The sequence below is a fragment of the Pseudomonas sp. Sample_11 genome (assembly GCF_004307505.1).
Taxonomy (GTDB): domain Bacteria; phylum Pseudomonadota; class Gammaproteobacteria; order Pseudomonadales; family Pseudomonadaceae; genus Aquipseudomonas; species Aquipseudomonas atacamensis.
Genome location: NZ_RCOD01000067.1, coordinates 26,229 through 50,436 on the forward strand (window position 1 = coordinate 26,229; position 24,208 = coordinate 50,436).

At 60.1% G+C, this 24,208-nt stretch carries 21 protein-coding genes; 9 read left to right on the forward strand and 12 right to left on the reverse strand.

Annotated elements, in window-relative coordinates; genetic code table 11:
- The first annotated feature begins 120 nt into the window (after nt 1-120).
- A complete protein-coding gene (locus tag D8U60_RS18805; RefSeq protein ID WP_130900663.1) occupies nt 121-1,662 on the forward strand; it encodes a phosphoenolpyruvate carboxykinase in 1,542 nt (513 codons plus the stop codon).
- 177 nt (nt 1,663-1,839) lie between these two features.
- Here D8U60_RS18805 and D8U60_RS18810 read toward each other — a convergent pair whose 3' ends face one another.
- From D8U60_RS18810 to D8U60_RS18820, 3 genes are all read right to left on the reverse strand, one after another.
- The gene (locus D8U60_RS18810) at nt 1,840-2,112 is read right to left on the reverse strand and encodes a type II toxin-antitoxin system mRNA interferase toxin, RelE/StbE family (protein ID WP_073471523.1); all 273 of its coding nucleotides are present in this window, start codon (nt 2,110-2,112) and stop codon (nt 1,840-1,842) included.
- Nucleotides 2,112-2,777: a hypothetical protein gene (locus D8U60_RS18815; protein WP_241663554.1), complete on the reverse strand. Its 666-nt coding sequence runs from the start codon at nt 2,775-2,777 to the stop codon at nt 2,112-2,114. Before D8U60_RS18815 ends, D8U60_RS18810 begins: the two co-directional genes overlap by 1 nt.
- 106 nt (nt 2,778-2,883) lie before the next feature.
- The gene (locus D8U60_RS18820) at nt 2,884-4,026 is read right to left on the reverse strand and encodes a hypothetical protein (RefSeq protein ID WP_130900664.1); all 1,143 of its coding nucleotides are present in this window, start codon (nt 4,024-4,026) and stop codon (nt 2,884-2,886) included.
- Nucleotides 4,027-4,299: 273 nt separating this feature from the next.
- Between D8U60_RS18820 and D8U60_RS18825 the strand changes: the two genes are divergently transcribed.
- The 3 genes from D8U60_RS18825 to D8U60_RS18835 all read left to right on the forward strand — a co-directional run bounded on the left by D8U60_RS18825 (nt 4,300) and on the right by D8U60_RS18835 (nt 8,107).
- A complete protein-coding gene (locus D8U60_RS18825; protein ID WP_130900665.1) occupies nt 4,300-6,234 on the forward strand; it encodes an ATP-dependent DNA helicase RecQ in 1,935 nt (644 codons plus the stop codon).
- A gap of 124 nt (nt 6,235-6,358) precedes the next feature.
- Complete coding sequence (locus tag D8U60_RS18830) at nt 6,359-7,585, forward strand: 3-hydroxyacyl-CoA dehydrogenase (RefSeq protein ID WP_122611129.1); 1,227 nt, start codon at nt 6,359-6,361, stop codon at nt 7,583-7,585.
- Between the two features lie 102 nt (nt 7,586-7,687).
- On the forward strand, nt 7,688-8,107 hold the full coding sequence (locus D8U60_RS18835; protein WP_071174077.1) for a thioesterase family protein: 420 nt from the start codon (nt 7,688-7,690) through the stop codon (nt 8,105-8,107).
- Nucleotides 8,108-8,162: 55 nt separating this feature from the next.
- Here the strand turns inward: D8U60_RS18835 and D8U60_RS18840 are convergent, their stop codons facing one another.
- The 4 genes from D8U60_RS18840 to D8U60_RS18855 form a co-directional block, all read right to left on the reverse strand.
- Nucleotides 8,163-8,648, reverse strand: a complete 486-nt coding sequence (locus D8U60_RS18840) for a glycine zipper domain-containing protein (protein WP_039756448.1) — start codon at nt 8,646-8,648, stop codon at nt 8,163-8,165.
- 332 nt (nt 8,649-8,980) lie between these two features.
- Nucleotides 8,981-11,329, reverse strand: coding sequence for an FdhF/YdeP family oxidoreductase (locus D8U60_RS18845; RefSeq protein WP_130900666.1), 2,349 nt, complete (start codon nt 11,327-11,329; stop codon nt 8,981-8,983).
- Nucleotides 11,326-12,165 (reverse strand): formate dehydrogenase accessory sulfurtransferase FdhD, encoded by an 840-nt coding sequence (gene fdhD, locus D8U60_RS18850; protein ID WP_130900667.1) that lies wholly within the window; start codon nt 12,163-12,165, stop codon nt 11,326-11,328. The genes D8U60_RS18845 and fdhD overlap by 4 nt, the downstream gene beginning before the upstream one ends.
- 92 nt (nt 12,166-12,257) lie before the next feature.
- Entirely contained in the window at nt 12,258-13,145 is an 888-nt protein-coding gene (locus tag D8U60_RS18855) for a LysR family transcriptional regulator (RefSeq protein ID WP_130900668.1), read from the reverse strand.
- Nucleotides 13,146-13,283: 138 nt separating this feature from the next.
- Here D8U60_RS18855 and lysM point away from each other — a divergent pair, with 138 nt between their 5' ends.
- The gene (gene lysM / locus D8U60_RS18860; protein WP_122601389.1) at nt 13,284-13,724 is read left to right on the forward strand and encodes a peptidoglycan-binding protein LysM; all 441 of its coding nucleotides are present in this window, start codon (nt 13,284-13,286) and stop codon (nt 13,722-13,724) included.
- A 112-nt stretch (nt 13,725-13,836) separates the two neighbouring features.
- Here the strand turns inward: lysM and yrfG are convergent, their stop codons facing one another.
- Nucleotides 13,837-14,499, reverse strand: a complete 663-nt coding sequence (gene yrfG, locus D8U60_RS18865; protein WP_130900669.1) for a GMP/IMP nucleotidase — start codon at nt 14,497-14,499, stop codon at nt 13,837-13,839.
- 88 nt (nt 14,500-14,587) lie between these two features.
- Between yrfG and nudE the strand changes: the two genes are divergently transcribed.
- Both nudE and cysQ read left to right on the forward strand, forming a co-directional pair.
- Nucleotides 14,588-15,157: an ADP compounds hydrolase NudE gene (gene nudE / locus D8U60_RS18870; protein ID WP_016772166.1), complete on the forward strand. Its 570-nt coding sequence runs from the start codon at nt 14,588-14,590 to the stop codon at nt 15,155-15,157.
- 7 nt (nt 15,158-15,164) lie between these two features.
- Nucleotides 15,165-15,992: a 3'(2'),5'-bisphosphate nucleotidase CysQ gene (gene cysQ, locus D8U60_RS18875; RefSeq protein WP_130900672.1), complete on the forward strand. Its 828-nt coding sequence runs from the start codon at nt 15,165-15,167 to the stop codon at nt 15,990-15,992.
- 203 nt (nt 15,993-16,195) lie between these two features.
- Here the strand turns inward: cysQ and D8U60_RS18880 are convergent, their stop codons facing one another.
- Genes D8U60_RS18880 through rfbC form a run of 4 tightly spaced genes read right to left on the reverse strand, consistent with a single transcriptional unit; the run spans nt 16,196 to nt 20,423 of the window.
- On the reverse strand, nt 16,196-16,651 hold the full coding sequence (locus D8U60_RS18880) for a thioesterase domain-containing protein (RefSeq protein ID WP_130900670.1): 456 nt from the start codon (nt 16,649-16,651) through the stop codon (nt 16,196-16,198).
- Nucleotides 16,648-18,030, reverse strand: coding sequence for a sigma-54 dependent transcriptional regulator (locus tag D8U60_RS18885; protein ID WP_016772163.1), 1,383 nt, complete (start codon nt 18,028-18,030; stop codon nt 16,648-16,650). The genes D8U60_RS18880 and D8U60_RS18885 overlap by 4 nt, the downstream gene beginning before the upstream one ends.
- The gene (locus D8U60_RS18890; protein ID WP_122699903.1) at nt 18,027-19,835 is read right to left on the reverse strand and encodes an ATP-binding protein; all 1,809 of its coding nucleotides are present in this window, start codon (nt 19,833-19,835) and stop codon (nt 18,027-18,029) included. Before D8U60_RS18890 ends, D8U60_RS18885 begins: the two co-directional genes overlap by 4 nt.
- 42 nt (nt 19,836-19,877) lie before the next feature.
- Nucleotides 19,878-20,423, reverse strand: a complete 546-nt coding sequence (rfbC, locus tag D8U60_RS18895; RefSeq protein ID WP_016772161.1) for a dTDP-4-dehydrorhamnose 3,5-epimerase — start codon at nt 20,421-20,423, stop codon at nt 19,878-19,880.
- A gap of 161 nt (nt 20,424-20,584) precedes the next feature.
- Here rfbC and D8U60_RS18900 point away from each other — a divergent pair, with 161 nt between their 5' ends.
- Both D8U60_RS18900 and D8U60_RS18910 read left to right on the forward strand, forming a co-directional pair.
- Nucleotides 20,585-23,497: an aminotransferase gene (locus D8U60_RS18900; RefSeq protein ID WP_130900671.1), complete on the forward strand. Its 2,913-nt coding sequence runs from the start codon at nt 20,585-20,587 to the stop codon at nt 23,495-23,497.
- A 305-nt stretch (nt 23,498-23,802) separates the two neighbouring features.
- The coding region (locus D8U60_RS18910) for a nitrilase-related carbon-nitrogen hydrolase (RefSeq protein WP_277751558.1) at nt 23,803-24,208 on the forward strand (406 nt) is incomplete at its 3' end.

The following is a 24,208-nucleotide window of genomic DNA, read 5'->3' on the forward strand; positions in this document are numbered from 1 at the left end:
ACCCTACTCTTTTTGGGCTTTTCTGGCATAATCCGGCCCACTTTTTTCGCGGTAGTAGTGCACGACTTTCTACTACAAAACGTTTGGAGCACACTCGGCCACTGGCCGACGGGGAACCTCATGACGCAAGCCAATAACGCCGTGTACACCGATCTGAGTGTTGATGATCTGGTAAAAGAAGCCCTGAATCGCGGTGAAGGCGAGCTTGCCGATACCGGCGCTCTGGTTGTTCGCACCGGTCACCGCACCGGCCGTTCGCCAGTCGACCGTTTCATCGTTGAAGAGCCTTCCACCCAGGCTGCTATCGCCTGGGGCCCGATCAACCGCAAGTTCCCGGCCGACAAGTTCGATGCCCTGTGGGCTCGCGTCGAGGCCTTCAACAACGCGCAAGAGCACTTCGTTTCCCACGTGCATGTAGGCGCGGCGGAAGATCACTACCTGGCCGTGAAAATGACCACGCAGACTGCCTGGCAGAACCTGTTCGGTCGTTGCCTGTTCATCAACCCGGCCCAGTACAACCCGGCTGGCCGTGAAGAATGGCAAGTGCTCAACGTCGCCAACTTCGAGTGCGTGCCTGAGCGTGACGGCACCAACTCCGATGGTTGCGTGATCATCAACTTCGCGCAGAAGAAAGTGCTGATCGCCGGCATGCGTTACGCCGGCGAGATGAAGAAAGCCATGTTCTCGGTGCAGAACTTCATGCTGCCGGCCGCTGACGTGCTGCCAATGCACTGCGCTGCCAACATCGGCGAAGACGGCGACGTGACCCTGTTCTTCGGTCTGTCGGGCACCGGTAAAACCACCCTGTCGGCCGACGAAAGCCGTTACCTGATCGGTGACGACGAACACGGCTGGGGCGAAGGCGTGGTGTTCAATATCGAAGGCGGTTGCTATGCCAAGTGCATCGACCTCTCCGAGAAGAACGAGCCGGTCATCTGGAAAGCCATCAAGCACGGTGCGGTGCTGGAGAACGTCGTTATCGACGACGCCAAGCACGCCGACTACGCCGATGTCAGCCTGACCCAGAACAGCCGCGCCGCCTACCCGCTGGAGCACGTTGCCAAGCGTTCCGAGAAGAACCTGGGTGGCGAGCCAAACGCGGTGATCTTCCTGACCTGCGACCTGACCGGCGTGCTGCCGCCAGTGTCGATCCTCAACGAAGAGCAAGCGGCCTACCACTTCCTGTCCGGCTACACCGCACTGGTGGGCTCGACTGAAATGGGTTCGGGCAGCGGCATCAAGTCGACCTTCTCCACCTGCTTCGGCGCACCGTTCTTCCCGCGTCCGGCTGGCGAATACGCCGAACTGCTGATCAAGCGCATCCGCGGCTTCGGCTCCAAGGTCTACCTGGTCAACACCGGCTGGACCGGCGGCGGCTACGGCGTCGGCCAACGCTTCAACATCCCGACCACCCGCGCGGTGATCGCAGCGATCCAGAGCGGCGCGCTGATCGGTGCCGCCACCGAGCACCTCGACACCATCAACCTCGACGTGCCTCTGGCGGTCCCGGGCGTCGACACCAACCTGCTCAATCCACGCAACACCTGGGCTGACAAGGCTGCGTACGACGAGGCAGCGAAAGCATTGGCCGGTCTGTTCATCGAGAACTTCAAGAAGTTCGAAGTGAGCGACGCGATCAAGGCGGCTGGGCCGAAGTTGTAAGTAGTGGTTTGCGGTGAATAAAAAACCGCCCTTTGGGGCGGTTTTTTCATGGGCGAAGATTTGGGTAAGCTCATCTCAACGGCGATTCGTCACTTGCCGTGTAGCAGTATTCATTCATTTTTGGCGTGATACGGCCAGAGTAATGCCACTTAACATTACTGCAAAATGATCCTCTAGCTAAGGCCATTGCCGCCGTGCATGCATGACACGCAGCACTTCCACCCGGTCTTTTTTGATTGCGTAGACGATGACGTAGTTGGCGGCCGCAACGATTTCACGTGTTCCGAGGACCCTGCCCTTTCGGTACAAGGTTGGGCGCTGTCTTGCTATTTCCCCTTTTGATTCGAACATTTCATCGAGATCCGCAGCAGCGTCTGGGTTGTCCTGACCGATTCGATCCATTATCCGGTCACGGTCAGCAAGCGCTTCCGGGCGCCAGACCAACTTCATCAGCGCCCTCGTTGACGCAGGGCATCACGCTTGGCGGCGAATATTCGGCGAGCATCTTCATCGCTGATACTTGGCCTTGGATCATCGATGCTGATCTGCACCTGTCGCTTGAACCATTCCTCATAAGCGGCCGCTTCATGGGCTTGTTTCAATGCTTCAGAGCGATCCGGCCGGGCGTAGGTTTTCAGTTGCAACGGGTCATAACCGGAGGCATCCACGTTGAACTGGCTGATGCCCAAGCCCTGCAGATAGGTCACCAGCGTCTCCAGCTTCTTGAACAGGCGCGCCTGACCACTGCGTTGTGCTGTCAGTGCGCATTTACGGCTGCCTTGCCGAATCTCGACCGACCAGCCTCCTGGTTTCGCGACGATGATTGTGCCGCTCACAGAACCGTTTTCGACCAAGCGAAGGAGGGTGCTGTGATCGATGATTTCGGTGCTGGTCATAGATGCGAGCCCTTCGATGAGTAATGGCTCCCATCGTACGCAATCAATAGTAGTTTGCAAAATTTGACTCCTGATGTTGGATACGCCGTGTGCAGCGATGATGTTTCGTTTGTTGCTGGGCCGGGGCTTTCGGACTTGCAGCAGGTCGCAGCCGTCCTGTGTCAGCGGATACAGAGCGTGGGTGATGTGGGTGTCGCTGACCAAAGCAGTGACACCCATGACTATAGGTTCGCACCACCACCTCGTGATAGCCGACAAGGCATCGCGTGAAGTAGGAACGGGACGAACAATTCGCCAGACGTTGCTACCGATTCTTAAACGCTTTTCAACGCAAATGTTGGTAGCCAGAAATATCCAGCAGGCTTGTGGTCAGTCCGGTTTCCGGGCGGTAGATCGTGCCTTTGACTGCTGAAAACGGCATGCCTTTGCTGCCCAGTGAGACATAGCGCTCGCCTTTGTCCAGTTCGGTGAAATAGGTGTAGGACTGGCTGTGCATCTTCTTGTAGCGGGCTTCGTCGCTGACGATGGTGCCGGTGAAGCGCAGTAGGTCGGCATCGCTCAGGTTGAGGGTTTTGCTCAGTGGCACGCCCCAGCGCTTGAGGCAGGTTTCCGCCAGATGGCGAACGATGCGGCCGGGCTCGATCAGCGCATTGAGGTCGCTGCTGTTGATGGGCTCGCCGCCGAGCGCCGTGGCGTTGCCAGCAAGGGTGGCGTGGCGACCGGCCATTGGATAGATCGAAGTCCTGGTGCCGGTAGCGGTTTGCGGGATCACGCAGCTGAAGCCTTTTGAGCGCTCGTCGCGGGCATAGAAGGCGATGTATTCCTTGACGTTGGATTCGAGTTTGACGCGGTTTTCCTGGAAGTTGCCAATTCCCGGGACTGGATCAATCGCAAAGATATTCACCGGAATATGTTTGAGCGCAGCGTCCCTGGACATTGCATTGGCAAGCATATGGCAACTGATACCACCCCGGCTCCAGCCGAGCAGATTGACACGCGTCGGAATAATGCCGTCCTTGCGGAAAGTCTTGATGATCTGTTCCTGCAACTTCTGTTGCGTGATACTTCGGTCGCCATAGTTATACTGGCGCCAGAACCAGGAACCTTCCTCTTTTACATCTTCAATAGGAATGCCTGCGGCTTTCAGACGGTTATATTCTGCCTCGGTAAGTTGTTTACGTTGCCAATCGCATTTGCCTTTGATGATATTCAACGCGTGCTGCACGTTTTCATCCCAGCCTTTGCCGAACAGCGTGCCGGACAAGCCGTATTCAGAGGTCTTGGTGAAAAGGTCGTCGGCTTGCAGATTGCCGCTGCCAGGGCCGTCGACGACGATCCACTCGGCAAATTCGCGTCCGCTGTGGTGTGCAGCGAGCGTAGAAACGATTTCGCCGTCCCAGAAGTTTTTATGTTTGTCATCAAACTTGTTGGAGCCGGTGCCGCAGAAAAAGATTGTTAAAGTTGTCATTTCGTTGCTCTTGCTTATGTATAAGAGCAGTCAAGTTAGTTTTAGGCGGTGTTAAAAATAAAGGGCGTTGTTGTGTCTGCGTTTGTAATGTGAAGTTTGTTATATATATGTAGCTGAGCTTTTCGAAAGTATGTCGAGGCGCTTTGATTGTTAAACGCTTGGTTTTCGCTTCCCATGTATCATTCAGTATCGATTCAACCCCGACCTTTTCTCGACTCGCTGCAATCGCCCGCTAGGCTTTGGGCATGGCACCAGTCAAAGGAGTGACAGTAAATGCACCACACCCTGGAACAGGTTTTTGGTTATCCACAGTTTCGCCCCGGTCAGGAGGCCGCTGTCAGCGCGGTCCTGGCGGGGCGCTCCGCGGCGGCGATCTTTCCCACCGGCTCCGGCAAATCGCTTTGCTATCAGCTGCCGGCGCTTTTACTGCCACACCTGACATTGGTGGTTTCGCCGTTGCTGGCGTTGATGCAGGATCAACTGGCGTTTCTCAAGCGCCACGGTATCTCCGCAGGCAGTATCGATTCGGCGCAGAGCCGCGAGGATACCAACGACGTCATGGCCCGTGCGCGTTCGGGGGAATTGAAGATTCTGATGATCTCCGTCGAACGCCTGAAAAATGAACGCTTCCGCAATTTTCTGCAGCAGGTGCCGATCTCGTTGCTGGTAGTCGACGAAGCTCACTGCATTTCCGAATGGGGCCACAACTTTCGGCCGGACTACCTGAAATTGCCGGACTACCAACGTCAGTTCAACATCCCGCAGGCCTTGCTGCTCACCGCCACGGCGACACCAAAAGTCATCGCCGACATGCAGGCCAAATTCGCCATATCTCCGGACGATGTAGTGACCACCGGTTTCTATCGGCCCAACCTCAACCTGCTGGTCGAGCCTGTACGCGGTCAGGACAAGCGCCGGCGTCTGGTCGAATGGATGAGCGAGCGTCCCGGGCAACCGAGCATTGTCTACGTGACGTTGCAGAAGACCGCCGAGCACATCGCCGAGCATCTTCAACGCAACGGAATTCAGGCCGAGGCATACCACGCAGGTTTGCCCCACGATCAGCGTGAAGACATTCAACGTCGCTTCATGGCCGGGCAGTCCAATTGCATTGTCGCCACCATTGCCTTCGGCATGGGCATCGACAAGAGCGACATCCGTAACGTCGTGCATTTCGATCTGCCCAAATCCATCGAAAACTACAGCCAGGAAATCGGCCGCGCCGGACGCGACGGACAGCCCTCCGACTGCCTGGTACTAGCGAATCGCGACAGCCTCAATGTGCTGGAAAACTTCGTCTACGGTGATACGCCCGAGCGCGACGGGATTCGCTATGTGCTCGATGAACTCAAAGCCTCGGTCCCGGAAGGGCAATGGGAATTTCTGCTTGGGCCACTGGCGGATCAGAGCAACATTCGCTCGTTGCCGTTGAAGACTTTGCTGGTGCAGCTGGAACTGCGGGGCCTGATCGCGCCGCGCTACGCTTATTACGCTGAATACCGCTTCAAATATCTGCTTGAGCCTGAAGCATTGCTCCAGCGCTTCGAAGGCGAGCGCAGGGATTTCGTTGCGGCGATCATCAGAACGTCCACGCGAGCGCGCACCTGGGCCACGGTGGATTTCGAGGCGATGTATTCGCAGTATTCCGCCGAGCGCAATCGCGTGGTGACAGCGCTTGATTACTTCCAGGAAAAAGGCTGGGTCGAGCTTGAAAGCAAGCAAATGACCGAGGTTTACAGCCTGCTGCACAGTGATTTTGCCAGCGACGCCCTGAGCGCTGAGCTGCACGAGTACTTCACTCGTCACGAAGAGACTGAAGTGGCGCGAATTCACGCCATGCTTGAGGTGTTCGCCACCGAACGCTGCCTGGGTTATCGCCTGGCCGAGTATTTCGGTGACCACAATGCCCCTGAACATTGCGGCCATTGTTCGGTATGTCACGGCCAGATCGCGCGGTTGCCGGAGCCGCCGCCATTGCCGCCGCTTGTGGATAAAAACTTCGCGCAGCTGTGTCGTGAATTTATCCACAGGCATGAGCAGCACACAGGCAGCCTTCCGACGGCCGAACGCCTGACACGGTTCCTGTGCGGAATCAGCGTGCCGTTGTTCACCAAACTCAAGGCGCGGGCGATACCGGGTTTTGCTGCGTTGGAAGAGTATCCCTACGCAGAGGTCCGCGAGTGGGCGGACAGTCACTTGCTCGATTAAGCAGAGAGTCTGTGGTCGCTGCATCCATCCGCTGAATGTCGATCATCACGCTAATAAACTTCAAAAACCGCCGTTGCCTGACTAAGGTTGGAATCTGTCTTTGGGCCACCCACAAGAGAACAACATGAGCCAGACAAGCTTCGAGATTCAGCAGGCTGCCGTGATCGGCGCGGGCACCATGGGCCGTGGCATCGTCATGTGCCTGGCCAATGCTGGCGTGAACGTGCAATGGGTGGATAACAATCCACAGATGCTTGAGCAGGCGCTGACGACGGTCGCGCAAACTTATGCACACAACGTGCGCCAGGGCCGCATTGATCAGGCCGAGGCGGATGCGCGAATGGCTCGCGTATCTGCAGCGGCGGATTACGCGGCGATCCGCAACGTCGATCTGGTGATCGAAGCGGTGTACGAGAACCTCGAACTGAAGCAGAAGATCTTTCGCGAGCTGGATGGCCTGCTCAAGCCTGAGGCCCTGCTGGCGAGCAACACCTCGGCGCTGGACATCGACGCCATCGCAGCTGCGACCCGGCGCCCGGCACAGGTGCTGGGTCTGCACTTCTTCAGCCCGGCGCACATCATGAAACTGCTGGAAATCGTTCGCGGTGCGCAGACCTCGCCAGCGGCGCTGGAGGCCGCGCTGGCACTCGGCAAGCGCATGGGCAAGGTCAGCGTAGTGTCGGGCAACTGCCACGGTTTTATCGGCAACCGCATGCTGCATCCGTATGTACTGGAAGCGCGCAAGATGCTCCTCGAAGGTGCTTATCCACAGCAGGTGGATGCCGCGCTGCAAGGTTTCGGCTTCGCCATGGGGCCGTTTCGCATGTACGACGTGGTCGGCATCGATCTGGAATGGCGTGCTCGGCAGCTAGCTGGCAAGGGGCAGGATGCGCCCGAGGTTCAGGTGGATAACCGCCTGTGTGAGATGGGTCGGTTCGGGCAGAAGTCCGGCAACGGCTACTACCACTATGAGCCGGGCAGTCGCCAGGCCGAGCATGATCCCGAAGTGGACGCGCTGGTGCTGCGAGTCAGCGAAGACCTGGGTTTCCAGCGTCGCGACATCGGTCCTGAAGAAATCCTCGAGCGCTGTTTGCTGGCGCTGGTCAACGAAGGCGCGAAAATTCTGCAGGAAGGCATTGCCGGCTCGGCCCACGACATCGATCTGGTGTACTTGAACGGCTATGGTTTTCCAGCAGAAAAGGGTGGGCCGATGGCGTGGGCGGATCAGCAGGGGCTAGCGGATATCCATCAGCGCTTGCTGGCGCTGGAGACACGCCAGGGCGATCAGTGGAAGCCGGCGCGGCTGATTGGCGAACTGGCGGCGCAGGGGAAGGGGTTTGCTGATCGTTGACACCGGTCGGCTGTGCTGACGGCTTCGCGGGCAAGCCCGCTCCCACAGGTAAAGTGTTCGTCATCATGATCAAATTCAATTAAGAGAATGCGAGAACCCTGCATGAATCAACGCTGCGACTACCCCCACTTCCAGCCCATCACCACACGCTGGCACGACAACGACGCCTACGGTCACGTCAACAACGTTACCTACTACAGCTTCTTCGACACGGCGGTGAACACTTATCTGATTCAGGTCGGTGGCCTGGATATTCATGACGGCGAAGTGGTGGGATTCGTGGTCAGTTCCGCCTGCGATTACTTTGCCTCGATCGCTTTCCCCGATCTGATCGAGATCGGGCTGCGGGTTGGCAAGCTGGGCAACAGTTCGGTGCAATACGAACTGGCTGTGTTCAAGGTTGGCGAAAGCGAGGCGTGTGCGGCGGGGCGGTTCGTGCATGTGTTTGTCGATCGGGCGAGCAATCAGCCGGTGCCGATTCCGGCAGGTTTGCGTGGGGCGCTGGAGCGGCTGGTGGTCTAGACGCGCAAAAAAAATCGCAGCTAAAAAGCTGCGATTTTTTGTTCAAGCCTTCGCCTTAGTGGTGGCGATAGTACTTGTGATGCTTGCGGTGGCCGTAGGCATGGCCGCGACCTGGATGACCACGGTCGCGGTAGTAGCGACGGTCATCATGGCGACGGTCGTAGCGACGATCATCATCGTCGCTCTTGTTGCCCATGTAGTTACCCAGCGCGCCGCCTGCACCGCCACCAGCGGCGGAGCCGATCAGGCTGCCGGTGGTGCCGCCGAGACTGCGGCCAACCACGTTACCGCCGGCTGCACCCAGTGCACCACCAATGGCTGCTTCGCCACGGCTGCGCTTGTCTGCGCCGACCGCACTACCACCCGCGCCGCCCAGGGCTGCGCCGATGGTGGAACCTGTATTGCCGCCTAACGATTGACCGACGACCGAGCCAAGAACCCCGCCCAATGCGCCGCCCACACCTGCTTCGGTGGTGCCTCCGGCAGAAGCGAAGCCACTGACCAGGCCAAGGGACAACAAGAGAATCGAGGAGAACTTCATAGAGGATGAGCCTCAAAGGGATGACGGCGCCGATCCTGAGGCTCTGCAATGGGCGTGACAATCAAAATCCGACGAATAACACGACTTGTATACAATAATGCAAGTTACTGTTTTTTCACCGGAACTTAACCGATTTTCGCCGGTCTTTAGCTACTTCGGACAGGCCGTTTTCATGCAGAAACGGCCTTTTTTGTGGGCGGTCGAAAATCTTTGCCACGGCAGATCTGTTGACAGGTCGATGGCTTTCGCGAGCAGGCTCGCTCCCACATTTGAAATGCATTCCAACTGTGGGAGCGAGCCTGCTCGCGAAGGGGCCGGATCTGGCTCCGCGGTTAAGCGGATTTAGCCATGATCAACCCCGTCTCACTCGCCGCTTCCAGCCGGATCGCAATGAACTTCGACGTCGGCGTGTGGCTGCCATCGCCAGTGCTCTCCAGCGGCACCAGCGGATTGACTTCCGGATAGTACGCCGCCGCCTGCCCCGCAGGAATGTCGAACGCCAACAATGTAAAACCTTTCACCCGGCGCTCGCGACCGTCGTCCCAGATCGACACGATGTCGGCCTTCTGTCCCGGACGGAAGCCCAGACGAATGATGTCGGCCTCGTTGGCGAACAGCACGTCACGCTGGCCCTTCACGCCACGGTAGCGGTCGTCGAGACCATAGATCGTCGTGTTGTACTGATCGTGGGAACGCATCGATTGCAGGATCAGATCCGGCACCTGGCCGGTGGCGCGGGTGCGTTCGTGAACCAGATCTTCCGGCAACTGGTTGGCGCGGAAGTTGGCCCGGCCTGATGGCGTATTCCACTTGCGTGCCCCGGCGGAATTGCCCAGATAGAAGCCGCCCGGGTTTTTGATCTTGTCGTTGAAGTCTTTGAAACTCGGGATGGTGTCGGCGATCAGTTCGCGAATGCGCCCGTAATCGGCTACCAGCCAGTTCCAGTCCACCGGTTGGCTGCCGAGAGTGGCGGCAGCGATGCCGGCGATGATCGACGGTTCCGAGCGCATCTGGTTCGACAGCGGCTGCAACTGGCCGTTGGACGCGTGGACCATGCTGAACGAGTCTTCCACGGTGACCGCTTGCGGGCCTTCGGTCTGGATGTCGATGTCGGTACGGCCCAGGCACGGCAGGATCAGCGCGTCTTTACCGTGAGCGAGGTGGCTGCGGTTGAGTTTGGTGCTGATCTGCACAGTCAGGTCACAGTTGCTCAGCGCTTCGAAGGTGCGCGAGCTGTCCGGCGTGGCCTGGGCAAAGTTGCCGCCCAAGCCGATGAACACCTTGGCGCGACCTTCGGCCATCGCATGAATCGCCTCGACCACGTTGTGGCCATTGTGGCGCGGCACCTTGAACTGGAAGCGACGCTCCAGCGAGTCGAGGAACGCCACCGGTGGACGCTCGTTGATGCCCATGGTGCGGTCGCCCTGCACGTTGCTGTGACCACGCACCGGGCACAGACCGGCGCCAGGTTTGCCGATATTGCCGCGCAGCAGCATCAGGTTGGCGATTTCCTGAATGGTCGGCACCGAATGACGGTGCTGGGTGATGCCCATGGCCCAGCACATGATCACGTTCTTGCCTTTGGCGTACATGCGCGCAGCTTGTTCGATCTCGACCAGGGTCAGGCCGGACTGCTCGACGATCTGCTCCCACGAGGTGTCGTCGACGATGGCCAGATACTCCAGCACGTTAGCGCTGTGGGCATTGAGGAAATCATGGTCGAACACCGCCGGCTCGCCTGCCTTCTGCGCATCGCGTTCCCATTGCAGGAGGAACTTGGCCATGCCGCGCAGCACCGCCATGTCGCCGCCGAGTGCCGGGCGGAAGTACGCGGTGTTGGTCGGCTTGTCGCCGTTGGTGAGCATTTCGATCGGGTGCTGGGGATGCTGGAAACGCTCCAGACCGCGCTCTTTCAGCGGGTTGATGCACACCACCTGGGCGCCGCGTTTCACCGCTTCACGCAACGGTTCGAGCATGCGCGGATGGTTGGTGCCGGGGTTCTGGCCCCAGACGAAAATCGCGTCGGCGTGTTCGAAGTCGTCGAAGGTCACCGTGCCTTTGCCGACACCGACGCTCTGCGCCAACGCCACGCCGCTGGCCTCGTGGCACATGTTCGAGCAGTCAGGAAAATTGTTGGTGCCGTAAGCTCGCACGAACAGCTGATACAGATACGCCGCTTCGTTGCTGGCGCGTCCCGAGGTGTAGAACTCGGCCTGATCCGGGCTTGGCAGATTGCGCAGGTGCTTGCCGATCAGGGCGAAGGCATCTTCCCAACTGATCGGCTTGTAGCGATCGGACTCGGCGTCGTAGACCATCGGCTCGGTCAGGCGGCCCTGATATTCCAGCCAGTAATCGCTCTGCTCCAGCAGGGAAGTGACGCTGTGCTTGGCGAAAAACTTCGCATCGACGCGACGCTTGGTCGCTTCCCAGTTCACCGCTTTGGCACCGTTCTCGCAGAACTTGACCATGCCGCTTTCCGGCGAATCACCCCAGGCGCAACCCGGGCAGTCGAAACCGCCGTTCTGGTTGGTCTTGAGCATCATGCGCAGGTTTTTCAGGGCGTTGTCGCTGGTCAGCCACGCCTGGGCCACACTGATCAGGGCGCCCCAGCCGCCAGCGGCACCTTTGTAAGGCTTGTAGCGCGGGACAGGTTTCTGGTCGGCTTGATGATGTTGGCTCACGCTTGATTCTCCATCGCGGGGCTGTACACCCGCGGCGCACTTTTCTGCGGCAGGTGGATGAGATTGAGGTTATGGCGCCGGGCCCATTGCACGGCCAGGCCGGTGGGTGCCGACAGGCTGACCAGGGTCTGGATCCCGGCACGCAAGACTTTCTGGATCAATTCGAGGCTGCAACGGCTGGTGACAATCGCCAGGCCGCCTTCGGTAGAAATCTTCTGGCGGATCAACCCGCCGATCAGCTTATCGAGGGCGTTGTGTCGGCCGATGTCTTCGCGGCCGAGCAGCAATTCGCCGCTGGCATTCATGAACACCGCAGCATGCACCGCGCCGCAGTGCTGGCCGAGCGGCTGGAACGCGCCGATGCGCTGGCGCAAACCGTCGAGCCATTCGATCGGTGGCAAGGCTGCGCCCGCCAACACTTTGAGCTCAGGCAGCGCCTGTTCGACGGCTTCGACGCCGCACAGTCCGCAGCCGCTGGTGCCGGCCAACTGCCGACGCTGCTGTTTGAGGTTCCAGAACGCGCGGTTGGCAATAGTCACCTGCGCGTATTGCGCCGAGCCTGCGCCCGTCAGTTGCAGATCGTAGATATCGCTGGAGTCTTCGATGATGCCGCTGCCGAGGCTGAAACCGACGATGAAATCTTCAAGGTCGGTCGGTGTAACCAGCATCACTGCCTGGCTGATGCCGTTGTAGGCGATCGCCAAGGCAACTTCCTCGGCCAGCGCAGTGCTGGCCGATGCCTCAAAGGGTAGATCGCTGTAGCTGTAGGTCTGGCTGGCGGCAGGCGCGGGCGTTTCAATTGCTGGCGCCGCGCAGGCTGGGCGCTTGGCGTTCATGGCATCACCGACGGTTTGATCTAGGTCAAGACTAGGCGCGGCAAGTTGTCGCGTCTAATCGCTATTACCGATCTACCGATAGATGCCGTCGATCAAGCGTCTTTTGACGATTTCTGATAAAGCGCGAAACAGGCTTCCGCCAGCGCTGAACGCGGCGCGCCACGGCGCATGATCAGGCCCAGCGGCGCGAGGGTGTGGGCATTTTCGATCGGTTGCAGACGCAGGTGATCAGCAAGGGTTTCCGCGCCGCCATCGAGCGGCATGATCGCGCAGCAAAAACCGCCGTGTACTGCTTGCAGCAGTTGATGCACGGCGTCGGTTTGCAACAGCGGTTGCGGGGTCAGGCCACGGCTGTGGAAGTTGTGGTCGATGGACTGGCGAAAGTGCATGCCGCTGGTGAGCATGCACAGCGGCAGTTCGATCAGCGATTCCCAGCTCAGGGGTTCTTCGCCGAAGTTGAACGAGCGCTCGTCATAGAGCAGGCCCATGCGCGTCTCGTTGAAGGCCAGCGAATCGAAGCGCTCGCTGTCCAGGCGCTCCAGATACGACACGCCAATGTCGATGCGGTTGTTCGCCAAGTGTTCGAGCACCTGCTCGGAGCTCAGCGACGACAGTTCGAAGCGCAGTTCCGGGTGCGCCGCATGCAGACGTTGCATCAGCGGCAACGGATCGAAGCTCGACAGCGGCACCACGCCCAGGCGCAGCGTACCGATCAGGTTACCGCGACAGGCCGCCGCTTCTGCCTGCAGGCCGTCGTAAGCCGCCAGCACCGTGCGCGCCCACGCCAGCACGCGCTCGCCCGGCGCGGTGAAACCTTCGAAGCGCTGGCCACGGTTGACCAATGGCAGATCAAGTTCTTCTTCGAGGCTGCGCAAGCGCATCGACAGGGTCGGCTGGGTGATGTGGCAGCGCGCGGCGGCCTGGCCGAAATGGCGGGTTTCGTCGAGGGCGATGAGGAATTTCAGCTGCTTGATGTCCATCTTCGCTCCGGGCGGTTGGCGGGGTGTGGCGATTCTACCGCCTGCGGCGCGGCAGCGTCATTGGTCGGACTGGAACCGGGTTTGGCTGGGGTGGTCTAGGCTTGGACGACTGACCCTTTATTACATGGAGTGAATGCGATGAGCCTTTTGAGTTTTGTCAAAGAAGCCGGTGAGAAACTGCTTGATCTGTTGACTCCCGGAAACGCCAATGCCAGCGAGCAGTTGAAGGAACATATCAGCAAGGTCGGGCTGGGCAATCCCAACGTGCAGGCGACCGTGGATGGCGACAAGGTGACAATCACCGGTGAGGTGGCGAGTCAGGAAGAGAAGGAAAAGATTGTGCTCGCGGTGGGCAACATTGCTGGCGTGGGCAGTGTGGATGATCAGATCACCGTGACCGGGCCGGTGGTGGTTGCGGCAGAGTTTGTCGAGGTCAAAGCAGGTGACACACTCAGCGCAATTTCACTGCGCGTCTATGGCAATGCCAACCAGTACGAGAAGATTTTCGAAGCCAACAAACCGATGCTCAAGGATGTGAACAAGATTTATCCGGGGCAGAAGCTGCGCATTCCCAAATAACGCAGTCATGTAGGAGCTGCCGAAGGCTCGGGCCGCGATCGGACGATCTTTTGAATTTGACTTTAAAAAAAGCAAATCAAAAGATCGCAGCCTTCGGCAGCTCCTACAGGGATCAGAGCCCGGCAATGAGATCGCGGTAGTCTTCGACGGCGGCAAACTCCTCTGTGTCCTTCGGCCCTCTGCGGCTGTCCGGTTCTTTCACCGCCAGCAAGTGCGCCACGCCAAAATCCCGTGCACTGCGCAGGATCGGCAAGGTGTCGTCGATAAACAGGCTGCGCGCCGGATCAAAACCGATGTTCGCCTGCAAGGCATCCCAGAACTGCGGGTTCTCCTTGGGATAACCATAGTCGTGCGAGCTGATCAGCCGCTCGAAGTACGGCGCCAGTTCGATCCGTTCCAGTTTCAACGACAGCGAATCGCGGTGCGCATTGGTGATCATGATCACCCGTTTTCCTGCGCGTTTGATTGCATCGAGAAAGGTATCGGCATCGGCGCGCAGGGCGATCAAGTGGGCGGTTTCCTGTTTCAGTTCACGCACCGACAATTTCAGTTCCGCGCTCCAGAAATCCAGGCAGTACCACTGCAACTGGCCGGCGTGGCGTTCGAACAGCGGCTGCAATTCCAGCTCGGCCATGGCCCGGCTGATGCCGTGCAGTTCGGCGTAGCGCTGGGGCAGGTGTTCGAGCCAGAAATGGTTGTCGAAGTGCAGATCCAGCAGCGTGCCGTCCATGTCGAGCAGAACGGTATCGATGTCGGACCACGGTAAAGAAGGCATGGCAACGTCTCGAACGGTGAAAAGATATCCGACGCAAACAATCGGGAAAGCCGCGTTATAGTAGCGCGTTCACGCCAAGGAGCTTTGCATGCGCCAGAAACCCACCGTACTCGCCCGCGAGATCGTCGCCACCAGTCGCCTGTTTCGCGTCGAAGAACTCAAGCTGCGATTTTCCAATGGCGTGGAGCGCACTTACGAGCGTCTGGTCGGCAAGGGCGCGGGTTATGGCGCGGTGATGATCGTCGCGATGCTTGATGCCGAACACGCAGTGTTGATCGAGGAATACTGCGGCGGCACCGACGAATACGAACTGTCTCTGCCCAAAGGCCTGATCGAGCCGGGCGAAGATGTGCTGGCGGCGGCCGAGCGGGAACTCAAGGAAGAGGCCGGTTATGGCGCGCGCCAGTTGGAACATCTGACCGAGCTGTCGCTGTCGCCCGGTTACATGAGCCAGAAAATCCAAGTGGTGCTGGCCACCGACCTGTATGAAGAGCGGCTGGAAGGCGATGAGCCGGAGCCGATGCGGGTCGACAAGGTCAACCTGCGCGAACTGTCGGCGCTGGCGCAGAATCCGCAATTTTCCGAGGGCCGCGCCTTGGCGGCGCTGTATCTGACCCGCGACCTGCTGAGCCAGCGCGGGGTGTTCAGCTATGAGTGAGACGTCGATGAATTTTCCCCATCCGCTGATGGCACCTGTGGTTGCGCTGGCTTTACAGGCTGGCGAGGCGATTCTGCCGTTCTGGCGTGCAGGCGTCGAAGTCACGGCCAAGTCCGATGATTCGCCGGTGACGGCTGCCGATCTGGCTGCGCATCACCTTATCGTTGCCGGGCTGACGGCGCTGGATCCGAGCATTCCGGTGCTCTCGGAAGAGGACGCCGACATCCCGCAAAGCGTGCGCGCCGGTTGGCAGCGCTGGTGGCTGGTGGATCCGCTGGACGGTACTAAGGAGTTCATCAGCGGTAGCGAGGAATTCACCGTCAACATCGCGCTGATCGAAAATGGCCGGGTGGTATTTGGCGTGGTGACGATGCCGACCAACGGTCGTTTTTACGTCGGCGGTGCCGGGCTCGGTGCATGGCGTGGCGACGAGGGCGCTACGCCGGTAGCGATTCGGGTGCGCGATGTGCCTGCGCCGGGCGAGGCGTTTACCGTGGTGGCCAGCCGTCGCCATTCAAGTCCCGAGCAAGAGCGTTTGCTGGCCGGGTTGAGCGCCAGTCTTGGTGAGCTGCAACTGGCCAATATCGGCAGTTCCTTGAAGTTTTGCCTGCTGGCTGAAGGTGCTGCCGATTGCTATCCGCGACTGGCGCCGACTTCGCAGTGGGACACGGCGGCAGCGCAGGGCGTGCTGGAAGGGGCGGGGGGCGAGGTACTGGATTTGAAGGGTGAAGCGTTCAGTTACCCTGCGCGGGAATCGCTGTTGAACGAGTTTTTTCTGGCGCTGCCGGCGAAGGCTGCGTGGCGCGGGCGGTTGTTGGAGCTGGCCCGAGGCTAACTGCCTGATCCGCAATTCCCCTCACCCCAGCCCTCTCCCCCAGGAGAGGGAGCCGACCGAGTTGTCTGGCGCTATGCATCGACCCGGAGAATCGAGTCGATTGTGGATTCGGCGAAGCAGTTTCAGGTCGACTAAAATCTGCAGCATCCCCGTATCGGTTCCCTCTCCCTCGGGAGAGGGCTAGGGTGAGGGGCTGTTGATCTTCAACGGTGCAAAACGTACTGCCCGGTAAATCTCACCGCCTCGTCCTCGCTTCCCGCATTCAAAATCCGCGTATCCAGCGTCAACCGCGCCCGTCCGTATCGCCGATACATCGCCACAAAGCGCTTCCATACCGCGGCCTCCGGCGCCGGGCAAATGGCCACGGCGTCCCCGGTCACCGGCAGCGGATAACTGATCTGTCCTTCCTGAATGACGATGTGTCCGTCGGTAATCCCTTCTTCCTTCAAGCGTAGATGCAACCAGCCCCAGCCGGCCAGCACCGCGCCGCAGTAGAGGCTGCCGCCAAACATGGTGCTCTTGTGATTGACGTTGGGCGCAAGTGGCAGGTGCAGGCTCAATTGCTGCTCACGCCACTCGAGCACTTTGAGGCCCATCTCGGCGGTCAGCGGAATGTCGTGATGCAGCACCGTTTGCAGGTATTCGCTTGCGCTGCTCATTCGTTGTCTTCCCCGTGGCTGCTGTCGCCGAAATTCAGACCGTGTTTGCGCAGCTTGTCATGCAGGGTCTTGCGCGGAATACCCAAGGCTTCGGCGAGGCTGCGTACCGAGCTGTGCGAGCGCGCGAGTTCGGCGGCGATCAGCGATTTCTCGAAGTTTTCCACTTGCTCGCTGAGGCCGCCACTGACCACTTCTACCGGCGTGCCACCGCTGCCATCAGCGCTGTTGTCCAGTGCCAGCTCAAGCCCAAGGGCGAAGCGTTCGGCGGCATTTTGCAGTTCACGTACATTGCCCGGCCAGGTGTGGCGCAGCAGTAGGGCGCGGTGTGCCGGTTGCAGCTCGTGGGGGGGCAAGCCGTGACGGGCGCTGGCTTCATCGGCGTAATGCTGGAACAGCACCAGTGCGTCTTCGCCCCTTTCGCGCAGCGGCGGGATGCGCAGCGGCGCGACGTTGAGGCGGTAATACAAGTCGGCGCGGAAGCGACCCTGATCCGCCGCTTGGCGCAGATCTTCCTTGGTCGCGGCGATGACGCGGATGTCCAGCGGGATCAACTGATTGCCGCCCAGACGCTCGACGACTCGCTCCTGCAGCATGCGCAGCAGTTTCACTTGCACGTCCATGCTCATGCTTTCGATTTCGTCGAGAAACAGCGTGCCGCCGTTGGCGAATTCGAATTTGCCGATGCGGCGTTTCTGCGCGCCGGTGAAAGCACCGGGCTCGTGACCGAACAGCTCGCTTTCCACCACCGATTCCGCCAGGGCGCCGGCATTGATCGCCACGAACGGGCCGTTGCGGCGGCTCGACAAGTCGTGCAGCGCGCGGGCAACCACCTCTTTACCAGCGCCGGTTTCGCCGAGGATCAGCACGTCAGCCTTGGTCGCCGCCAGCGCACCGATCTGCTCACGCAGGCGCAGCATCGGTGTCGAATGGCCGACCAGTCGCGCGCTCAATTCGTTGCGGTCGCTCAAGGCCAGACGCAGGCTGCGGTTGTCCAGCACCAGCCGCCGTAGCGCGAGGGCGCGACGGACGCTGTCGAGCAGCGCATCGCTGGCAAAGGGTTTTTCCAGAAAATCGTAAGCGCCGGCGCGCATCGCCTGCACTGCCAGCGGTACGTCGCCATGGCCAGTGATCAGCAGCACCGGCAGCTCCGGATCCTGTGCATGCAACTCGCTCAACAGTTCGAGGCCGTCCATGCCCGGCATGCGGATGTCGCTGACCACCACCCCCGGCCAGTCACGCTCAAGTTGCGCGGCCAGGCCCTTGGCTTCGGACAGCGGCAGGATTTTCAGGCCGGCCAGGTCCAGGGTCTGGCCGAGGGCCTGGCGCAAGTGCGGATCGTCGTCGATCAACACTACCTGGATGCGATTGTCGATGGTCATGCACTTCGATCCTCGGACGGTTGCAGGCTGACTCCGGGCGCGCCGGCGCGCAGGCGCAGGGTGATCAGGGCACCGCCTTGTTTGTGGTTGGCGAACGACAGCTCGCCACCAAAGGCGCGCATCAGCGTTTCACAAATGGCCAGTCCCAGACCCAGACCCTGGGTGCGGGTCTTGGTGGTGTAAAAGGGCTCGCTGGCGCGGCCAAGGGCTTCCATGCAGAACCCGGGGCCGTTGTCGCGAATGTACAGATTGACGCCGTCGGCGGTGGCTTCGGCACTCAGCCACAATTTGCGCGGCGGGCCTTTTTCGGTGAGCGCATCGAGGGCGTTGGCCAGCAGATTGCCCAGCACCTGACGCAAGCGGGTTTCGCCGGCCTCGACCCACAGCGTGGCTGCGGGCAAGTCGCGGATCAATTCGACCTCCATGCTGCGCCGACGTTTGGCCAGCAATGCCAGCGCATCGTCCAATGCCGGTTGCAGAGCGACGCTTTCCGGTGCGTGGCGATCGCGGCGGGCGAAGGCGCGCAGGTGGGCGATGATCGAGGCCATGCGCCCGGTCAGTTCGCTGATCAGCTTGAGGTTGCCGCGCGCGTCCTCGGTGCGCTGATGATCGAGCAGCACTTCGGCGTTTTCCGCATAGCTGCGAATCGCCGCCAGCGGCTGATTGAGTTCGTGACTGATGCTCGCCGACATGGTCCCCAGCGCCGACAGTTTGCCGGCCTGGACCAGATCGTCCTGGGCGCGCACCAGCTCCTGCTGGGCCTGCTCACGCTCGAGCACTTCCTGTTTCAAACGCCGGTTGAGGCCCTCCAGATCGCTGGTACGTTCGGCCACCCGGCCTTCCAGTTCGCGGCGGGCCTTGGCCTCGAAAGCGATGCGCTCCAGATAATGCCGGCGACGTTGCATCATCAAACCCACCAGCAGCATCACCACCAACAGCGTGGCACCGCCGATCGCAACCACCGTGCGCACCGGACGATCGATCAGCGTGCGCGGGGCGAGAATGCTCACGCTCCAGCCGGTTTCGGCGATGTCGTGAGTCTGCGTCAGCCAAGCGTCGGCGCTCAGGTTCAGCGGCCGCGGTTCACGGGTCGGGTAGGGCTGGATTGCGGTGATTGCGGCGCGCTCGGCATCGCTCAATGCACGGGTGGAGCGGAAACGCCATTCCGGGCGCGACGTCAGGATGACCACGCCGTTATGGTCGGTCACCAGCAATTGTTCCGGGGTTTTGCCCCACAGGCTTTCGGTGTGGTCGAGGTCGACCTTGATCACCAGCACGCCGATGATTTTCTCGCCGCTGCGCACAGCCGCGGCGAAGAAATACCCGCGTTTGGCCGAGGTGGTGCCGAGGCCGAAGAAGCGTCCGAGGCGCCCGGCCATGGCTTCGCTGAAATACGGGCGGAAGGCGAAGTTGCGGCCGACGAAGCTGTCGCGTTTGTCCCAGTTCGACGCCGCCAGCGTCTGGCCGGACGTGTCCATCAGGTACATGACTTCAGCGCCGGTCTGCGCGGCGATGTTTTTCAGCAGGCGATTGGCGTTGCCTTGGGTCACGCCGTCGTCCGGCGCACCGAGTACCGCGCGCAGGGCCGGCAGATCGCCGAGAATCTGCGGCAACACTTCATAGCGATGCAGGGTGCCGAGCAGATTGGCGACGTAAAGATCAAGGGTCTGGCGATTCTGCCCGGCGAGTTCGCTGCGGTAATAGCGTTCGGCGAGGTGTTCCAGCGGCCACAGCAGCGGCGCCAGGCACAGGGCCAACAGTGCGAGGCTGCGCCAGCGAGGTCTGCGGGGGAGCGGTGGTTTCATGTGCCGGATACGCCTGTAGGGACAGGCGCATTATGCCCGGCCTCAGGCGAAGACGTCAGCGTCCTTGAGCAGCGCAGCCGCCTGGTCCTTGGCCGACAGCTTCGGCGCTTCGTCCAGTTGCCAGTCGATGCCCAGCGCCGGGTCGTCCCAGCGAATGCTGCGCTCGGAGGACGGGTCGTAATAGTTGGTGGTCTTGTAGAGGAATTCGGCGAACTCGCTCAGCACCACGAAACCGTGAGCGAAACCTTCCGGTACCCATAGCTGACGATGGTTTTCCGCCGACAGGCGCACCGCCACCGATTTGCCGAAATGCGGCGAGCTGCGACGGATGTCCACCGCCACATCGAGCACTTCACCCGCGGTCACGCGAACCAGTTTGCCCTGGGTGTTCTGCAACTGGTAATGCAGGCCACGCAGCACGCCTTTTTGCGAGCGCGAATGGTTGTCCTGCACAAACTGCGTTTCCAGGCCGGTAGCGTCCTGAAACGCCTTGGCATTGAAACTCTCGTAGAAAAAACCGCGCTCGTCGCCGAACACCTTGGGTTCGATGATCAGAACACCGGGCAGATCGGTGGTGATGACATTCATGAGGATTTCCATAGACAGGTTTGAATGGGCGACATTCTTGCGCAAAGCGCTGCGGGGCGCGAGTGTTGGGTTTGAATTGGAGCGTTCATTGAAGCCGGGGGTTGCGTAACCGCCAAGGCAATGGCGATATAAGCGCCTAATAAAATTTCAGGGGTCGTTTCATGCCGCTCGCCACGTTGATTCATCGCGCCAGTTTGCCCGGTCCGCAGGTTTCAGAGGCGCAGGCGCTGCAATGGCTGGCCGAATATTACGGGTTCAGCGGCACGTTGCAGGCGCTGGGCAGCCAGCAGGATCTGAATTATCGCGTCGACAGCGCGCGTGGACGCTTTGTGCTGAAAGTCTGTCGTGGCGACTACGCTCTTGTGGAGTTGCAAGCCCAGCACGCCGGGCTCAAATACTTGGCCGAGCATTCGGCGATCAAGGTGCCTCGTGTCATTTCAGCCAACAACGGTGCAGATCTGTTGTCGTTGCAAGCCAATGGCGAAACGGTGCATGTGCGGTTGTTGGAGTACATCGACGGGCAGCCGTTGACCGACTTCGATCATCTTGGCCAGGACGTGGTTGCCGGGTTTGGCCGACTCTGTGGCGAGATGGATCTGGCCTTGGCAGGTTTCAATCACCCGGGTCTTGAACGCACCTTGCAGTGGGACGCGCGACACGCCAACGCTTTGATCAGTCATCTGTTGCCGGTGATCACCGACGCGCAGCAGCGTGCGGCGATCAGCGCTGCCGCCGAGCAGGCCGAGCGCCGTTTGCAGCCGCTGCTGGACAAACTGCCGGTGCAGGCGATTCACATGGACATCACCGATGACAACGTCGTCTGGGCGCGTGATGCCCAGCGGCATTGGCAGTTGCAGGGAGTGATCGACTTCGGTGATCTGGTGCGCACCTGGCGTATCACCGATCTGTCGGTGACCTGTGCGGCTTTGCTGCATCACGCCGATGGCGATCCGTTGGTCATCCTGCCGGCGGTCAAGGCTTATCACGCGGTCAATCCGTTGCAGTACGCTGAGCTTCAAGCGCTGTGGCCATTGATCGTGGCGCGGGCGGCGGTTCTGGTGCTCAGTGGCGAGCAACAGGTGAGTATCGACCCCACCAATACCTATAGCCGCGACAATCTCAGTCACGAGTGGGAAATCTTTCGCGTCGCGACATCGGTGCCACAGGCGCTGATGGAAGCGGCGATTCTCACAGCCGTGGGACAGACCGTGCCAGAGGCCGAAAACACAGAATTTGCACCGTTGTTGCCAGGGCTGGTCGGGCGCGAATTCGCGCTGATCGATCTGGGCGTGTTGAGCCCGCACTTCGAGGCGGGCAATTGGGAGCAGCCGGGCATTGATCAGCGCTTGCTGACAGAGGCCGAAGCGGTCCATGGGCTGGCGGCGACGCGTTATGGCCAGTACCGCTTGTCACGCACCCGCCCGGACAGTGCGACTGAACCGGATACGTTCCCGTTGCATGTCGAATTGCGTGTGCCGACCGGAACCGAAGTGCAAGCACCGTTCGCCGGCATTCTGAAGCAAGCGGCAAACGGTGCGCTGCAACTCGATGGCCCACAGTTCAGCGTTCGCCTGTGGGGCGTGACGCCCGTTCTTGAACATGGGATGGCAGTGGATAGAGGCCAGAAACTCGGTGAAGTCACTGGGCCGCTGATTGTGCAGTTGTGCCGAGAAGCAGAGCTCGACGCGCCGCTGTTCTGCACGCCGTCCCGTGCATCGGCGTGGCAGGCGTTGTGCCCGTCACCGGCGATGCTGCTCGGGCTGGCCTGCGACGCCGAGCCTGAGCTGGACGCGAAAACCCTGCTCGAACGCCGCGATGCCAGTTTCGCCCGCACGCAAAAACACTATTACGTTGACCCACCGCGCATTGAACGCGGCTGGCGCAATCACCTGATCGACATGCAGGGCCGTTCGTATCTGGACATGCTCAACAACGTCGCCGTGCTCGGCCACGGTCACCCTCGGATGGCGGCGGTCGCGGCGCGGCAGTGGTCGTTGCTCAATACCAATTCGCGTTTCAACTACGCGGCGGTCGCCGAGTTTTCCGAGCGCTTGCTGAAGCTGGCGCCGAAAGGCATGGATCGTGTGTTTCTGGTCAACAGCGGCAGCGAGGCCAATGACCTTGCGATTCGCCTGGCCTGGGCCTTCAGCGGCGGGCGCGACATGATCAGCGTGCTCGAGGCGTATCACGGCTGGACGATCGGCGCCGATGCGGTATCGACGTCGATTGCCGACAACCCGAAGGCCCTGGAAAGTCGCCCGGACTGGGTGCACCCAGTGCCAGCGCCGAACACGTATCGCGGCGAATTCCGTGGCGCCGATTCGGCGCCGGATTACGTGCGCAGCGTCGAGCATCATCTGCAAAAACTGGCCGAGCAAAAGCGGCAACTGGCCGGTTTCATCTGCGAGCCGGTCTACGGCAATGCCGGGGGTATTTCTTTACCGCCGGGCTATTTGCCGCAGGTGTATGAAAAAGTCCGCGCGCAGGGTGGAGTATGCATCGCTGACGAAGTGCAGGTCGGTTACGGGCGCATGGGCCATTTTTTCTGGGGTTTCGAAGAGCAGGGCGTGGTGCCGGACATCATCACCATGGCCAAGGGCATGGGTAACGGTCAGCCACTTGGCGCGGTGATCACTCGCCGGGAAATCGCCGAGGCGCTGGAGGCCGAAGGCTATTTCTTCTCGTCGGCGGGCGGCAGTCCGGTCAGTTGTCAGATCGGCATGGCGGTGCTCGATGTGATGGAGGAAGAAAAGCTCTGGGAAAACGCCCAGGTCGTCGGCGGCCACTTCAAGGCGCGCCTGGAAGCGTTAATCGATAAACATCCGTTGGTCGGCGCGGTGCACGGCTCCGGGTTTTATCTCGGGCTGGAGCTGATCCGCAATCGCCAGACGCTGGAACCGGCAACTGCCGAGACTGCATTGCTGTGTGACCGCCTGCGCGAGTTGGGGATCTTCATGCAGCCGACGGGCGATGACTTGAACATCCTCAAGATCAAACCACCAATGGTGACGTCGCGCCAGAGCGTGGATTTCTTTGTCGACATGCTGGATCGGGTGCTTACCGAAGGTCTGTAAGCAAGGCACATCCCCTGTGGGAGCGAGCCTGCTCGCGAAAGCTGTGTATCAGTCGCCACATGCGTTGAATGACACAGCGCATTCGCGAGCAGGCTCGCTTCCACATTTGTTTTCGGTCTTAAGTTCGATTTGTATCGATTTAATTAGCTTTCAAGGGAATAAATTACTGATTTATAGCTTTTAAGGTCGATATTTATCGGTTATAAAGTCGCCATTGCTCCGGCATGGTGATCTCTTGTCCGGTGCGCGCGTTTTCTTTTCGGTTGAATTCTTCGACCGTCAAAGCACTAGCCCGGAGATGATTCATGAGCCGTATCGTTACCGTCGCCGCCACGCAGATGGCCTGTTCGTGGGACCTGGAAGCCAACCTCGAAACCGCTGAAAGACTGGTCCGCGAAGCCGCCGCCAAAGGCGCACAGATCATCCTCATCCAGGAACTGTTCGAGGCACCGTACTTCTGCCAGAAGCCGAATCCGGATTACCTGCAACTGGCAACGACGGTTGAAGAAAACGTGGCCATCAAGCATTTCCGGAAAATCGCCAAAGAGCTGCAAGTGGTGCTGCCGATCAGCTTCTACGAACTGGCCGGGCGTGCACGCTTCAACAGCATCGCGATCATCGACGCCGACGGCAGCAACCTCGGGATTTATCGCAAGAGCCATATCCCCGACGGCCCGGGCTATCACGAAAAGTATTACTTCAACCCGGGCG